The organism is Sphingobium sp. Cam5-1 (assembly GCF_015693305.1).
Lineage (GTDB): Bacteria > Pseudomonadota > Alphaproteobacteria > Sphingomonadales > Sphingomonadaceae > Sphingobium.
The window spans coordinates 134,041-147,158 of sequence record NZ_CP065138.1 but is presented as its reverse complement, the minus strand read 5'-3'; the positions used below and the strand labels follow the sequence as shown (position 1 = coordinate 147,158).

Annotated in this window: 16 protein-coding genes and 1 pseudogene; 8 read left to right on the top strand and 9 right to left on the bottom strand. The window is 61.3% G+C overall.

Annotated features, from left to right (window positions below):
* Positions 1–193: 193 nt before the first annotated feature.
* The 4 genes and pseudogenes from IZV00_RS00780 to IZV00_RS21400 all read left to right on the top strand — a co-directional run.
* A complete protein-coding gene (locus tag IZV00_RS00780) occupies positions 194–718 on the top strand; it encodes a regulatory protein RecX (protein ID WP_196225349.1) in 525 nt (174 codons plus the stop codon).
* A 65-nt stretch (positions 719–783) separates the two neighbouring features.
* Positions 784–1,311 (top strand): DUF192 domain-containing protein, encoded by a 528-nt coding sequence (locus IZV00_RS00775; RefSeq protein ID WP_196225348.1) that lies wholly within the window; start codon positions 784–786, stop codon positions 1,309–1,311.
* A 51-nt stretch (positions 1,312–1,362) separates the two neighbouring features.
* Positions 1,363–1,761 (top strand): NADH:ubiquinone oxidoreductase subunit NDUFA12, encoded by a 399-nt coding sequence (locus IZV00_RS00770; protein ID WP_196225347.1) that lies wholly within the window; start codon positions 1,363–1,365, stop codon positions 1,759–1,761.
* A pseudogene (locus IZV00_RS21400) lies at positions 1,758–2,165 on the top strand (DUF2155 domain-containing protein); the annotation flags it as partial. The gene IZV00_RS00770 and the pseudogene IZV00_RS21400, both read left to right, overlap by 4 nt.
* A 35-nt stretch (positions 2,166–2,200) precedes the next feature.
* Here IZV00_RS21400 and aat read toward each other — a convergent pair.
* The 7 genes from aat to sdhC all read right to left on the bottom strand — a co-directional run bounded on the left by aat (position 2,201) and on the right by sdhC (position 7,146).
* Positions 2,201–2,956 carry a leucyl/phenylalanyl-tRNA--protein transferase gene (gene aat / locus IZV00_RS00760; RefSeq protein ID WP_196225346.1) on the bottom strand — a complete coding sequence of 252 codons (756 nt, stop codon included), beginning with the start codon at positions 2,954–2,956 and terminating at the stop codon, positions 2,201–2,203.
* A gap of 152 nt (positions 2,957–3,108) precedes the next feature.
* Positions 3,109–3,510: a hypothetical protein gene (locus IZV00_RS00755; RefSeq protein WP_196225345.1), complete on the bottom strand. Its 402-nt coding sequence runs from the start codon at positions 3,508–3,510 to the stop codon at positions 3,109–3,111.
* A 174-nt stretch (positions 3,511–3,684) separates the two neighbouring features.
* A complete protein-coding gene (locus IZV00_RS00750) occupies positions 3,685–3,927 on the bottom strand; it encodes a hypothetical protein (protein WP_196225344.1) in 243 nt (80 codons plus the stop codon).
* 96 nt (positions 3,928–4,023) lie between these two features.
* Entirely contained in the window at positions 4,024–4,455 is a 432-nt protein-coding gene (locus IZV00_RS00745) for a GFA family protein (protein WP_196225343.1), read from the bottom strand.
* A 92-nt stretch (positions 4,456–4,547) separates the two neighbouring features.
* On the bottom strand, positions 4,548–6,362 hold the full coding sequence (gene sdhA, locus IZV00_RS00740; protein WP_196225342.1) for a succinate dehydrogenase flavoprotein subunit: 1,815 nt from the start codon (positions 6,360–6,362) through the stop codon (positions 4,548–4,550).
* Positions 6,362–6,751 carry a succinate dehydrogenase, hydrophobic membrane anchor protein gene (gene sdhD, locus IZV00_RS00735; RefSeq protein WP_196225341.1) on the bottom strand — a complete coding sequence of 130 codons (390 nt, stop codon included), beginning with the start codon at positions 6,749–6,751 and terminating at the stop codon, positions 6,362–6,364. The genes sdhA and sdhD overlap by 1 nt, the downstream gene beginning before the upstream one ends.
* Positions 6,751–7,146, bottom strand: coding sequence for a succinate dehydrogenase, cytochrome b556 subunit (gene sdhC / locus IZV00_RS00730; protein WP_196225340.1), 396 nt, complete (start codon positions 7,144–7,146; stop codon positions 6,751–6,753). Before sdhC ends, sdhD begins: the two co-directional genes overlap by 1 nt.
* Positions 7,147–7,314: 168 nt before the next feature.
* Between sdhC and IZV00_RS00725 the strand changes: the two genes are divergently transcribed.
* From IZV00_RS00725 to IZV00_RS00710, 4 genes are all read left to right on the top strand, one after another.
* Positions 7,315–8,646 (top strand): methyl-accepting chemotaxis protein, encoded by a 1,332-nt coding sequence (locus IZV00_RS00725; RefSeq protein ID WP_196225339.1) that lies wholly within the window; start codon positions 7,315–7,317, stop codon positions 8,644–8,646.
* 80 nt (positions 8,647–8,726) lie between these two features.
* Positions 8,727–9,725, top strand: coding sequence for a 50S ribosomal protein L11 methyltransferase (locus IZV00_RS00720; RefSeq protein ID WP_196225338.1), 999 nt, complete (start codon positions 8,727–8,729; stop codon positions 9,723–9,725).
* A 203-nt stretch (positions 9,726–9,928) separates the two neighbouring features.
* Positions 9,929–10,456 carry a porin family protein gene (locus IZV00_RS00715; RefSeq protein WP_196225337.1) on the top strand — a complete coding sequence of 176 codons (528 nt, stop codon included), beginning with the start codon at positions 9,929–9,931 and terminating at the stop codon, positions 10,454–10,456.
* Positions 10,457–10,604: 148 nt separating this feature from the next.
* On the top strand, positions 10,605–11,324 hold the full coding sequence (locus tag IZV00_RS00710; protein WP_196225336.1) for a dienelactone hydrolase family protein: 720 nt from the start codon (positions 10,605–10,607) through the stop codon (positions 11,322–11,324).
* A gap of 22 nt (positions 11,325–11,346) precedes the next feature.
* On the opposite strand, the gene IZV00_RS00705 is transcribed toward IZV00_RS00710, so the two are convergent.
* Both IZV00_RS00705 and IZV00_RS00700 read right to left on the bottom strand, forming a co-directional pair.
* On the bottom strand, positions 11,347–12,477 hold the full coding sequence (locus IZV00_RS00705) for a M14 family metallopeptidase (protein ID WP_196225335.1): 1,131 nt from the start codon (positions 12,475–12,477) through the stop codon (positions 11,347–11,349).
* Positions 12,474–13,070 (bottom strand): hypothetical protein, encoded by a 597-nt coding sequence (locus tag IZV00_RS00700; RefSeq protein ID WP_196225334.1) that lies wholly within the window; start codon positions 13,068–13,070, stop codon positions 12,474–12,476. Before IZV00_RS00700 ends, IZV00_RS00705 begins: the two co-directional genes overlap by 4 nt.
* Positions 13,071–13,118: the final 48 nt, after the last annotated feature.

Here is a 13,118-nt window from a genome sequence, read left to right as displayed (position 1 = left end):
AACCCGTCATATTGGTTTCACCCAATTTCAATCTTGTCATCCGGGCGCGCCGCTATCATCTTTGAAGCGGCAATGCACCGGATAGTTGCATTCCAGCTTGGCCTTCTACAGCATGAGGCGCGGTAAAATTCCGGCCCCACTGTGGCATAATCAAGGCGCCCGTCGCATAAACCATTGCCATGAAGGCGCTCATATGACCGGCAAACGCCCCCGACCACCGCTGGATGGCGACAGCCTGCGCGATCTGGCCCTGCGTTACGTCGGCCGTTTCGCGACGAGCCGGGCGAAGCTGCTCGCTTATCTCAACCGCAAATTGCAGGAACGCGGATGGGCTGGCGAAGGTCCGCCCGCGCCCGAACGGCTTGTCGAACGGCTCGCCGAACTGCGCTACGTCGATGATCGCAGCTTCGCCGTCATGAAAAGCGCGGCGCTTACCCGTCGCGGCTATGGCGCACGCCGCGTTGCACAGACCTTGCGCGCAGACGGCATAGCGGACACTGATCGGGAAGAAGCCGACGTTCAGGTCGATAACGATAGTTGGGCTGCAGCCGATCGTTTCGCCCGCCGCAAACGCCTCGGCCCCTATGCCACGGCAGCAACCGATCCTAAGCAGCGTGAAAAGGCCATCGCCGCTTTCCTGCGCGCAGGCCACAGTTTCGACACCGCCCGCCGCTGGACGGACGCTGCCCCTGGTGAGCCGCCAGACCCCGACCAGTGACGGCGCGCCATGGGGCCTCGCAAAATCTGTGGCGTCACTACTCCCGGATAGGCTAGCACAGCAGGATGCGGATCGCCTTTCCCTTCCTGGTCGCGGTTTTAGCCGCCTGTTCTCCCACTCAGCCCAAGGCGGAAAAGACCGCCAGCCCTACAAACCAGCAGACCAATCTGCTCCCCCTTGAAATCCGTACGAACTCGGGCAGGCACCGTTTTGCGGTGGAAACCGCCATCACCGCAAAGGATCAGGAACGGGGCCTGATGTTCCGCAAGTCCCTGGATGCAAATAGCGGCATGCTCTTTCCCATGTCGCCGCCCCGGACCGCCAGCTTCTGGATGAAGGACACGCTGATCCCGCTGGACATGATCTTCATCCGCACCGACGGCGCGATCGCCTTCATCGCCGCCAATGCGGCCCCTTATTCACGCGTGCCGGTTTCTGCTGGGGTTCCCGTGGCGGCCGTCCTTGAGCTGCGCGGCGGACGAGCGGCTGAACTCGGCATCGTCGAGGGCGACAGTGTATCTTGGGGCAGCTGCGTCGATCCTGCGGTCAAAAGCCCTGCCAGCCTCGATTTCTGCCCACCGCGCACCCGCTGACGCCATATCCGCCTTGCCAATCCCCCACGGCAGGCGCTAAGCGCTTGGCGCATGGGAATCCTGGCCAAGATCTTCACCTGGTGGAATGGCGCGACCATCGGCACCGCACTTTATACCTCCCGCAAGGGCAAGAAAGTGGGCGAGGACCATCAGGGCAATATCTATTATGAAGGCGGCACGGACGTGCACGGCCGCGCCCGCCGCTGGGTAATCTACAACGGTAATAACGATGCCAGCCGGGTGCCTGCCGAATGGCACGGGTGGCTGCATCACACGATCGAAGGAACGCCGGAAAGCTTCCTGCCTCCGCCTCGTATCTGGGAACGGGATTTCACGCCCAACGCGACTGGCACTCCCAATGCTTACCGGCCCACGGGCGCGCTGGAAAAGGGTGCGCAGCGCCAGCGCGCGACCGGCGATTATGAAGCGTGGAGCCCCGACGCGTCATGACCCTGCGCCCGGCGGGGACGGTCCTGCCGATCCTGCCCCTCGCCCTGCTGTTGTCGCTTGCGGCCTGTGGCGGCGATGAACTCCCCACTGCGAACCAGACCGGCCCCGTGAAGATCGAGGGGCAGAAGATTCGCAATGGCGGATCCGGTTCTCTGCCCGGCACGCCAATGGCGGAGCGCGTGGCCGTGATCGGCCTGCTCAACAAGCGCAACGGCATCACCACTGACCTCACGATGAAGCCCGGCGACGCCTTACGCGTAGGCGATGCGATCGTCCGCCTGCAAGCGTGTGAGACGACCGCCCCCTGGGAAAATGTTCAGGAAACCGGGGCTTTCGTTCAACTCGACGTGCGCAGCACCGCCGACAATAAATGGCGTCGCAACTTCTCGGGCTGGTTGTTTAAGGAACGCCCGGATCGCAACGTCGTGCAGCACCCGATCTACGATGTCTGGGTAAGAAGCTGCACGATGTCCTGGCCCGAGAGCGGACCCGACACGGTCAAGCTCGGTGGCAAAGGTGAACCTCCGGCGGATTCTTCCCCCTCAAGCGGCGCGAATGCAAGCTCTGCCCAGGTTCCCGAACCTCCGGCCAACGCCGAAGAACGGCCCGAGCCAAGCGGTACGTCGCCCAGTGCGCCTGCCAGCAATCCCAGATAATCCTTCTGGCTGATTTCTATCGCGCCCAATGACCGAAGATGGTCGGTCATGAATTGGCAGTCGAGCAAGGTGAAGCCTGAAAAGAGCATGCGGGCAGTGAGCCAGGCCAGAGCGACCTTCGAAGCATCGGTTTTTCGCGACACCATGCTTTCGCCGAAAAAGGCTTGGCCCAAAGCGACGCCATAGAGGCCGCCCGCCAGCTCATCGCCATCCCAAACCTCGATCGAATGCGCGAAGCCGATCTCGTGCAGATGGCGATATGTCTGCTCGATCTCCTTGTTAATCCAGGTCGACGGCCGATCCTCCGCCGCTTGCGCGCATAGCGAGACAATGCCGCCAAAATCGCGGTTGGCAGTCACGCGGAAGCGCTCCTGCCGGATCGTCTTGGCCAGCGAATGAGACATGCGAAAGCCATGGAGCGGCATGATCGCTCGCCGCTTGGGCTCAATCCAATAAACCTCCTCCGCATCCCGGTCATCCGACATGGGAAACACGCCGATGGAATAGGCCTGCAAAAGGACCAGGGGATCGATCGTCATTGAATGAAGGCTTAGCGAGACGATGGGATAGGCGCTAGAGGGGGTTTTGCCGCCGTTCTCAAACGCAAGCCCTGAAATGACGTATATGGCGTAGGAAACGCACTGGCGGCTTTGAAAAGCGATACAAAGCTAAGCGGACACCGACTTATAAATCAGGGCTGAACGTCTCGAACGAGCTTGGCCTCAAAAAGCGCCTCCAAAAACTCCTGCGCAGTGGAGGCTCCATCGACGGGAGTAAAGCGGATACTCAATAGGTCTTGCGTTGAATCGGAAAGGAACTCCCCGACCCAGCCATTTGATTTTGTCACCTCAAAAGCCAATGGAACTTGCGCGGGCGAGCCTTGAAACGTGGCAGGCCGCGCATCTATGTTGTCGATTGCGGCGAGTATCTTATTGAATCGCCGTTTCCCAAAGGATCGAAATATCTTTCCTAAAGTGAGAGTACCAAGGATCGCACCAATCGCTATAAACAGAAACTGATCTGCTCCGAAAAAATGTGAGCCCGCGAGCGCAAGAGCAATCCAACACAATATTCCGCCGAAAGATGTTGCCATTCACCTCATCATTTGCGTTATCCGCTCCCGTCAACCGGCATCGCAATCCTACACGACATCATCACCAACTTGCCGTTACGCACGACGGTGAGATGCTTCTGCTGGCGTCCGATTTGGGGCTTAGGCCTATGTTTACAGAGGGCTGCTGCTGTGCCGATTGTGCGAGGGTCGCCCTTATGGATTTTCCGGGTCATCATGACGCAGGGCAAGCAGAACCGAGATACCATAGGCCACCGACAGCCAAAAAACTATCTGCCGATAGTCAGGAGCGATAAGCTCTAAGGCGTGGCCTATCTGCAATGCAATCACCACCCAAAATATAGGAGCGATGACGGCGATGAAGAAATATCTCGACGTGAGCGCATTTAGAAATGGCCGGATGCGATGACAGATAACCTCATTCTTCGATCGAACCAACGGCAATTTTCGGCAAGCGCCTAGGAAAAATTCAATGTCCAGCTATGGTCATCGGCCGACAAGTCCGCCCGCCCGTCGCGTTCAGCGGCCCGCACCTCACCCCTCACTTTCAGCGCGAATAAACCGCAGTACCCCTGCGATCCGCGCCCGCCCCTCATTGTCACTCGGATGGTTCTCGCCATCCAGCACGGGCACCTTATCGAAATCGAAGGGGCTCATTCCTTCGAGGCAGGCGACATTCACCCCATATTCGTTTGCATTGGAGCGGCGCTGGTGGTGCGTGTAGATGCCGCACCCCGAGCAGAAGAAGTGCTGCGCCGCTCCCGTATTGAAACGATAGCTCGTCAGCATATCGGCGCCCCGAACGACATGAAGACCGTCCAACTTCGCCGTGACAGCTACGGCGCCCCGCATCCGGCAAAATGAGCAGGTGCATCGGCGGGCGCTGTCGAGGCCATTGCTCAGCTCAACCTCGAACCGGACGGCGCCGCAATGACACTGGCCTACATGTCTGCTTGCATCCGCCATCGCCCGACCTCCTTCGACATGAACTGAACCATAGACAAAAAAGGGCGAGCCTTGCAGCCCGCCCTCTTACCTATCTCATCCGACGGCGCGGCTCAGTAAACGCGAGCCTTCGGCTTGATATACTCGGCTTCGTCGGTGAGCGTGTAGTCGTGCACCGGACGGTAATCGAGCGACACCTTGCCGCCCTTGCCGCCCCAGCCCTCGAACCAACTGACAGTGTGCTTCATCCACGTCTCATCATCGCGGTTTGGGAAGTCCTCGTGCGCGTGGGCGCCGCGGCTTTCCTTGCGGTTTTCAGCGCTGACCATGGTGCAGACCGCCTGAGACATCAGGTTATCCAGTTCCAGCGTCTCGATGAGGTCGGTGTTCCAGATCAGCGAGCGGTCGGAAACGCCAACGTCCTGCATGCTCGCATTGACCTGCGCCATCTTGGTGACGCCTTCACTCAGCAACGCGCTATCGCGGAACACCGCGGCATGCTTCTGCATGGTGTGCTGCATTTCGAGGCGGATCTTCGCCGTCGGCGAACCGCCCTTGGCGTTGCGGTAATGATCCAGACGCGACAGCGCCAGATCAGCCGCATCGGCGGGCAGCGGACGATGCGAGCCATTGGGCTTTATCGTTTCCTTGAGGTGCAGACCCGTAGCGCGGCCAAACACGACAAGATCGATCAACGAGTTGGAGCCAAGCCGGTTCGCGCCATGCACCGACACGCAGGCAGCTTCGCCGACCGCGTAAAGGCCCGGCACCACGACTTCCGGATCGTCACCGACCTTCGTCACCACCTGCCCATGATAGTTACAGGGGATGCCGCCCATATTATAGTGGACGGTCGGCGTCACCGGCAGCGGCTGACGTGTCAGATCGACGCCCGCGAAAATCTTGCCGCTTTCGGTGATGCCCGGCAGACGTTCGGCCAGCACCTTGGGATCGATATGGTCGAGGTGCAGATAGATGTGATCCTTGTTCGGACCAACACCGCGCCCTTCACGCATTTCCATCGCCATCGAGCGGGACACGACGTCACGCGACGCCAGGTCCTTGGCCGACGGGGCGTAGCGTTCCATGAAGCGCTCGCCCTCGGAGTTGGTGAGATAACCGCCCTCGCCGCGTGCGCCTTCGGTGATCAGCACGCCCGCGCCGTAGATGCCGGTCGGGTGGAACTGCACGAACTCCAAATCCTGGAGCGGCAGGCCAGCGCGCAGCACCATGCCGCCGCCGTCGCCGGTGCAGCTATGCGCCGAGGTGGCAGAGAAATAGGCACGGCCGTAACCGCCGGTCGCCAGCACCACCGCCTTGCTGCGGAAGCGATGGATCGATCCATCCTCCATGCAGATGGCGATCACGCCACGGCATTCCTTGCCGTTCGGGCCGTCTTCCATGATCAGGTCGATAGCGAAATATTCGATATAGAAGTCCGCGTCATACTTCAGCGACTGCTGGTAGAGCGCGTGCAGCATCGCGTGGCCGGTGCGGTCGGCGGCGGCGCAGGTGCGCTGCACCGGCGGGCCGGCACCCATATTCTGCATATGGCCGCCGAAGGGGCGCTGATAGATCGTCCCATTCTCGTTACGGCTGAACGGCACGCCGGCATGTTCCAGCTCGATCACGGCGGCAGGCGCTTCGCGCACCATATATTCGATCGCGTCTTGGTCGCCCAGCCAGTCCGACCCCTTGACGGTGTCGTACATGTGCCAGGTCCAGTGGTCGGGCGAATTGTTGCCGAGCGAAGCGGCGATGCCGCCCTGCGCCGCGACGGTATGCGAGCGAGTCGGGAACAGCTTGGTGATGCAGGCGGTCTTCAAGCCCGCTTCGGCGCTGCCCATGGTCGCGCGAAGGCCCGAACCGCCAGCACCCACTACGACCGTGTCGTAGGTGTGATCGATGATCTTATAGGCTTCGCTCATTACTTGACGATCCCCGTGAAGGCGATCTTGGCGATCGCGAAGATGCCAGCGGCGGCGCCAGCGATGGTGTAGAAGTTCAGCAGCAGGATGCAGAAGAAGTTCAGCCCCTTGTCGTGAACATAATCCTCCAGCATCACCTGCATGCCGAGGCGCAGGTGATAGAAAATGCTGACCAGCATCAGCATCAGCGGCACGGCTACCAGCGGATTGGCGATCCAGTTGCGGACGCTTTCATAATCCAGCCCCGGCAGGCTCACGAGGCTGAAGATCAGCCACAGAACCAGCAGCAGGTTGCCGACGGCGGTGTAACGCTGCGCCAGCCAGTGATGCGCGCCATGCCGCGCCGATCCCAAGCCACGGACGCGGCCGATTCCGGTTCCCGTACCCATCAGATTTTCCCCGAAAAGATGGTGGCCCACAGCGCCACGGTGGCCAGCGTAGACAGCACCGGGATCACCAGCGACCATGTCTTGTTGATGTTGAGCTCATAGCCCGCACCCATATCCAGCACGAAGTGGCGCAGGCCCGACATCAGATGCTGGAAGAAGAACCAGCTGATGCCGATCATCACCAGATAACCGATCGGCGAAGTGGCGCATTTGACGAAAGTTGCATAGGCTTCGGGACCGATCGCAGCGGCCATCAACCACCAAACCACGCCCAGAATCCCGACCGTAGCCAGACCGTTACCGGTCACGCGGTGCAGGATGGAGATGGCCATAGCAGGCCCCCATTTCCAGATCGTCAAATGCGGCGAGAGCGGCCGGCTCGTGGTTCGCGCCATATCTACCTACGTCCCTGATGCTTGTCCCTGATTCCCGTCCCCTTAAGAGCGAACGGTCAAGAGGGCAAGCCGCGCCGAAAGAGCGGCGGGGCGATCACGGCTAAGAACTGATTAACCAGATCGCGCTATGACCCGACGGACAAACAAGAGAATTGAGGTTTGCCGCATATGACGTCCGTCGCACCAGCGAAGAGCGCAATGATCGCCAGCATGGCGGAAATAGATCCCACCGGCGAATTGGCGGCAGGGCTGCGCGAGATTCGGGACATGATAGGCGACGGCGCATCGATCGCGGCCCGCACCTTCTTCGACAGCTACATGGATCAATCTCATCTGCGCAGCGTCCTGGCCGCCTCCACGATCGCCAAGATCGAAACCGAAGCACATGAATATGTGCGGCAGAAGCTCAGCTTCTATGAGGCAGGCAGTTGGGCGGGCAGTTCCATCGCCTGTGTCCGGTTGGCCCGCAAACGCGGCTTGCCCCTAGGCCTCGTCCTAACGGCGGTATCGGAAGCCAACAAACAGTTGACCAACCTCGTCTGGCAGAAGGCGGCGGACGATGCCACTCGCCAGCGGCTTGTGAACATCATCACCATGGTCAGCATGGTCGATGCCAGCATGATGACCAACGCCTTCGCGGGCGACGAGGCAGAAGCGCAGCGCAACGAACGCCAACGCATCGGCACCCTGTTCGAGCAGCGGATCATGGGCGAGATCGACGGCGCTTCCCAGCTCGGCGAATCGCTGCGTGAACAGGCGAAGGATGCCTCTGCCGCCACACGCGGCATGTTGGGCAAGGCTTCGGAAGTCGCCGCCGCCGCCGAACAATCCGCAATCGCGATGCGTGAAGCAGCCCGCACCTCTGCGGGGCTGATCCGGGCCATCGAGGATGCCCGCACGGAAGTCGAAAGCGCCGCAGACGTGGCGCAGCGTGCCGCCCGGCAGTCGGGCGATGCGGTGACGATGTCGGCGACTCTGACCGAGCATGCGAAATCGATCGAGTCGATCCTGGGCCTGATCCGCGACATCGCGGGCCAGACCAACCTGCTCGCTCTCAACGCCACCATCGAAGCGGCGCGCGCGGGCGACGCGGGGCGCGGCTTTGCCGTCGTGGCGCAGGAAGTGAAGAGCCTTGCGAACCAGACGGCGCGTGCGACCGATGAAATCGCGGGCAAGATAGCCGACATCCAGGCATCGACCCGGCAGTCGGTCGAAACCAATGAACGAATCCGCGATACGGTTGGGGAAGTGCAATCGAGCGCCGACCGCATCCGTCATGCCATGGACGCCCAGGCGCAGACGGTCACGATGATCACCGCCGCTGTCGATGAGACGGCGCTGGCCGCCGACTCGATGTCGAGCACCATTTCCGCCATCCGTCAGGATACGGAAGTTGTTGCTTCCGAAATCGACCAGTTGGAGCGCGGCTTCATGAGCGTGGAGGGCAAGCTTGCCAGCCTGCGTGCCGCATCATCCGATTTTGGACGGCAGGTGGCCTGAATTTCAGGGAAAAGGCAGCCGGAGAGCGACTGAAGCCCTCTGACTTCCCCTTCCCGCCTGAAGCTTCTAAAGGGCGCGGCATGACTGATGCCGCGCCCTCTTCCGTCCAAAGCTGGAAAGTCACCTTGCCCTGCACCCGCGCCGAGGCGGAGGCGTTGGACGGTGACATCGCGGGCTTCGCGCTCATGGACAAGCCGCCGGTGCTGATGACCAGCGAGGTCGCGCCGGACGATGAAAATGCATGGCAGCTTGATGCCTATTTTGAAGGCAAACCCAGCCCCGCCGCGATCAAGCTGCTCCGTACCCTGATCCCCAGCGCAAATGGGACCAAGCCGCTGATCGAACAGCTGCCCGATGAGGATTGGGTTACCCTGAGCCAGCAAGGACTGGAGCCAGTCACGGCCGGACGCTTCCACATCCGCAATCTTGCCAGCGACGCGGAGCAGCAGGGCCACGTCAATTTCCTGATCGAAGCGAGCCGCGCCTTTGGCACCGGGCAGCATGAGACCACCGCAGGCTGCCTTCTGATGCTAGACCGCATGCGGCAGGTTGGCATGCGCTTTGGCAATGTGGCGGACATTGGCACGGGCACCGGATTGCTCGCCTTCGCAGCGCTCCATTTATGGCCCCACGCCTATGCCACCGCGTCCGACATCGACCCGATCGCCGTCGACATCAGCGCCGAAAATGCCGTCGCCAACGATATCGCGGTCGGCAAGGGTCAAAGCCAACTGGCGCTGTATGTCGCGGCGGGCGTTGATCACCCCGCAATCGCGACGCGCGCGCCCTATGATCTGCTGATCGCGAACATACTCGCTGGCCCGTTGATCGAACTCGCCCCCTCGCTTTGCGCGCTCGTGGAGGAAGGGGGCACAATCCTGCTAGCCGGATTGCTGAAAGAACAGGCGGATGCCGTTCTGTCAGCCTATCGCGCTCAGGGCATGCGGCTGGCCGAGCGCATGGATAATGGCGACTGGCCGACGCTGCGGCTGCGCAAGCGTCCCCGTATCGGCTGGAAACGCCCAACCCGACTGGACTGGCAGGCGCGCGGTGAAGCCCCGGGGTTCGGCAGCCTCTAAAACCGGACGGAGCGACGGATGACCTTAGCGGGGTCATCCGGCTGACTAGGGCGCCGGAAATCCATTTCAAGACGTGATGCAACATTGCCACAGTTCGTTGTGCAATGCGGTATGTCGTTGTTTGTGATGCTTTACTCTTCACGCTCAGGCTCCCTAAAGCGCGCTCCGACAACATCCGGTTACCCCAGAAAAGGAGCCCCCCCATGAAAAAACTGATCGCTTCGGCGTTGCTGCTTGCCAGCGTTTCCGCACCGGCCTTCGCTCAGGACGCCGTGCCCTTTTCCGGTCCCTATGTCGGCGCAGTCGTCGGCGTGGATCATGTCGATTTCGACTCGGTCAACCATGACAGCGGCCTGCTGTACGGCGGCGTGATCGGCTATGACATCAACGTCAACGGTGCCGTTTTCGGCATTGAAGGCGAATATGCCGATTCCGACGTCAAGGAAGGTATCGTCCGCACTGACCGTGACCTCTATGCCGGCGTCCGCATCGGCGGCGAAGTCGTTCCGAACGTCCTCGCCTATGCCAAGGGCGGCTACACCAATGCCCGTCTGGAAGACACTCTGGACAACAGCATCAAGCTGGACGGCTACCGTCTGGGCGCCGGTCTGGAAACGACGGTTCAGGGCTTCATCGTTCGCGCCGAATATCGCTATTCGCGCTACGAGCAGATCGGTGGCGTGAACCCTGAACGTCACCAGGGCGCGCTGATCCTCGGCTACCGTTTCTAAGACACGGTTATAGCAGAAAAAGAAGGGCGTCCCTCTCATGAGGGGCGCCCTTTTCTTATACGCGCGAAAGTGACCGGCACCGCAACGCTTGCCACGCACACCCAGCGACCTAATGTCGCCTTGCCATTCTCATCAGCGAGGCAAGCCCATGACTATCACTCGCCGCGTCACGGTTCATGAAGGCCCCGGCGGACCCTTCGAGAGCATGGCCGTCTTCGACCAAACCGCAGGCGCACCCCGGCCCGGCATCCTGCTTTTCCCTAATGCGCTGGGCACCAAGGAAGCGGACTTCGTCTACGCCGAGAAGGTCGTGGAACTGGGATACACGGTCTTCGTCGCTGACATCTACGGTCAGGGCAAGCGAGCCAGCCGCGATGATCCCGACATGGGGCGCTACATGAACGAGATGAATGCCGACCGCGCCCTGCTGCGTGACCGGCTCAACGCGGCTCATTCCGTCCTCAAATCACTTCCCGAAGCGGACGCGAGCCGGACGGCCGCGATCGGCTTCTGCTTCGGCGGCAAATGCGTGCTCGATCTGGCGCGCAGCGGCGCCGACATCGCGGGCGGCGTCAGCTTCCATGGGATTTATGACGCGCCACCTTTTCCCAACGCCGCCATCAGGGCGAAGCTGTTGGTGTGCCACGGTTGGGACGATCCCTTGGCTCCCCCAGCGGCTACGGTGGCATTGGCTGACGAACTGACGAAAGCGGGATGCGACTGGCAGATCCATGCCTATGGGAACACCGGGCACGCATTCACCGATCAGGCGGTCAACATGCCGGACATGGGTCTCGCCTACAGCCCCGACGCGGACCACCGCAGCTTCCGGTCGATGAGGGACTTTCTCACCGATCTTTTTGGCTAACGGAGCCGCGCGTCAGGAAAGCTCAGAGTTCTCCGATCATCTCAGCCAGAACCGCAAGGCAGTCCTTGGCAAGCTGCTTCGATCGTGCCGGGGACCAGCCAAATTCCGGACCGGGCAAATCGTCATTGTCCTTGAAGGGCATCTCCAGCGTCATGGCGACCGCACCGAAACGTTCGGCAACCTGATTGGTGGACATGGTCAGGTTGCCCTTGCCCGGCGCCGATGAGGGGTATCCTCGCGCCGTCTGGAAATCGGGCGTCCGGGCCGCGAGCGTATCCCGAAAGCGATTATAGAGGGCGAGTTGCCGCTCGCCGAGCGAAGGAATGCCTTCAAAGCCCGCCAGGAAGACTGCGGGGATAGCTTCATCGCCATGCACATCCATCGCGAAATCGACCCCCGTCCGGTCCATTTCCTGCCGGACAAGGAAAACCTCCGGACTACGGTCCATCGACGGTTCGTGCCATTCACGGTTGAGGTTCACGCCCGCCGCATTGGTGCGCAGATGGCCCCGTCGGCTGCCGTCAGGGTTCATGTTGGGCACGATGTGGAAAGTCGCCTTCGCGCGGAGCAGCCGGGCGACGGCATCCTCCTCGTCGCAGAGCCGCTCCAGCGCGCCTTCCATCCACCACTGCGCCATCGTCTCGCCGGGATGCTGGCGAGCATAGAGCCAGACCTGCTTTGGCCCGTTGCCCAGCGTCAGAAGGTCGAGCGGCTGCTTGTCGAGCGTCAGGCCCAATTCCCGATGATCGACCCCCGGCTGGCAACCCGCCCAGGCGATCAGGTCGTGATGCCGCTCCATCGAATAAGGCGCGAAATAGGCGACCCACAGCGCATTGCGATCCGGCGAAAGGCTGATGGTGAGGACGCCGTCGGCATAGCTGGTGTCCGCCTGCGTCCAGACTTCCCGATCCTCGCTGATGCGCGCCTTATAACCCGGCCAACCGTCCGGATAGGCGGAGGTCCCGCCATTGACGATCGCCAATTCCACTTCGCGCCCGGCAACGCCCGCGATGCGAAAGTGGAACCATTGATAGAAGTCGCTTTGCCTGTCCTTGACGATCTCCAGCTCGGCCCGGACCCGTTCGCCAGTATCAATGATGGAAAGGACACGAATATTGCCGCTGTCGAAGGCATTGCTGATCGAGATGGTCATTTCACGGTTATAGTGCGCCCCGATTCCCCCGGATAGCCCCCGATCAACGCACTGGCGAGCTTTTGCGCGGCAATACCGGGCTGAGCGGCGGGCGTGCCTTCACGCGCCTGTGTGAGCGCCCGGCCTTCCCAGATCGTCGTCGAATCGGATCGCCTGCGGATCTGCACCTGCAACTCCGTCGTCACCATATCCTTCGGCCGTCCGGAGAGGTTGATGCCAATGCCCACGCCCATTCCTGAATAGCCGCCGCTGCCGACCGCTCCGCCAACGCCTACACTCACGGGCCTACCATCATTGCCGTAGCCGGTCGGACGGAAAGATCGGCGGAAACCGACCGATGCAACATAGTCGCTGCGCGCCCCGGCAGGTGCAGCGATGAAACCCACACGCTGCAACTCCTGCTCGACAGCGGCGGCATAGGTCCGGAACTCCAGCCCTGCATCGGGATTCGCAGCCATTTCTTCCACCGCCAACGTTCCGCTTTGCGCCGGATTTCCGACATGGAAGCGCGTTACCTCGACGGGTGGCACCGCCGTCGCGCATCCAGCGAGTGACAGGGCAAGGAATGAGGGCAGGAGTATCTGCTTGATCATGCTAATCTCCGACAAAGATGCGGCAATCCATAGACGATGCCGAACCGG

Bases quoted from the DNA above. Each gene is read 5' to 3' on its own strand.
- IZV00_RS00705 (WP_196225335.1), bottom strand. From the start codon at position 12,477: ATGACCATCTCGATCAGCAATGCCTTCGACAGCGGCAATATTCGTGTC.
- IZV00_RS00715 (WP_196225337.1), top strand. From the start codon at position 9,929: ATGAAAAAACTGATCGCTTCGGCGTTGCTGCTTGCCAGCGTTTCCGCA.
- sdhC (WP_196225340.1), bottom strand. From the start codon at position 7,146: ATGGCGCGAACCACGAGCCGGCCGCTCTCGCCGCATTTGACGATCTGG.
- IZV00_RS00710 (WP_196225336.1), top strand. From the start codon at position 10,605: ATGACTATCACTCGCCGCGTCACGGTTCATGAAGGCCCCGGCGGACCC.
- IZV00_RS00720 (WP_196225338.1), top strand. From the start codon at position 8,727: ATGACTGATGCCGCGCCCTCTTCCGTCCAAAGCTGGAAAGTCACCTTG.
- IZV00_RS00745 (WP_196225343.1), bottom strand. From the start codon at position 4,455: ATGGCGGATGCAAGCAGACATGTAGGCCAGTGTCATTGCGGCGCCGTC.
- IZV00_RS00700 (WP_196225334.1), bottom strand. From the start codon at position 13,070: ATGATCAAGCAGATACTCCTGCCCTCATTCCTTGCCCTGTCACTCGCT.
- IZV00_RS00725 (WP_196225339.1), top strand. From the start codon at position 7,315: ATGACGTCCGTCGCACCAGCGAAGAGCGCAATGATCGCCAGCATGGCG.
- sdhD (WP_196225341.1), bottom strand. From the start codon at position 6,751: ATGGGTACGGGAACCGGAATCGGCCGCGTCCGTGGCTTGGGATCGGCG.
- IZV00_RS00755 (WP_196225345.1), bottom strand. From the start codon at position 3,510: ATGGCAACATCTTTCGGCGGAATATTGTGTTGGATTGCTCTTGCGCTC.
- sdhA (WP_196225342.1), bottom strand. From the start codon at position 6,362: ATGAGCGAAGCCTATAAGATCATCGATCACACCTACGACACGGTCGTA.
- IZV00_RS00770 (WP_196225347.1), top strand. From the start codon at position 1,363: ATGGGAATCCTGGCCAAGATCTTCACCTGGTGGAATGGCGCGACCATC.
- IZV00_RS00775 (WP_196225348.1), top strand. From the start codon at position 784: ATGCGGATCGCCTTTCCCTTCCTGGTCGCGGTTTTAGCCGCCTGTTCT.
- IZV00_RS00780 (WP_196225349.1), top strand. From the start codon at position 194: ATGACCGGCAAACGCCCCCGACCACCGCTGGATGGCGACAGCCTGCGC.
- aat (WP_196225346.1), bottom strand. From the start codon at position 2,956: ATGACGATCGATCCCCTGGTCCTTTTGCAGGCCTATTCCATCGGCGTG.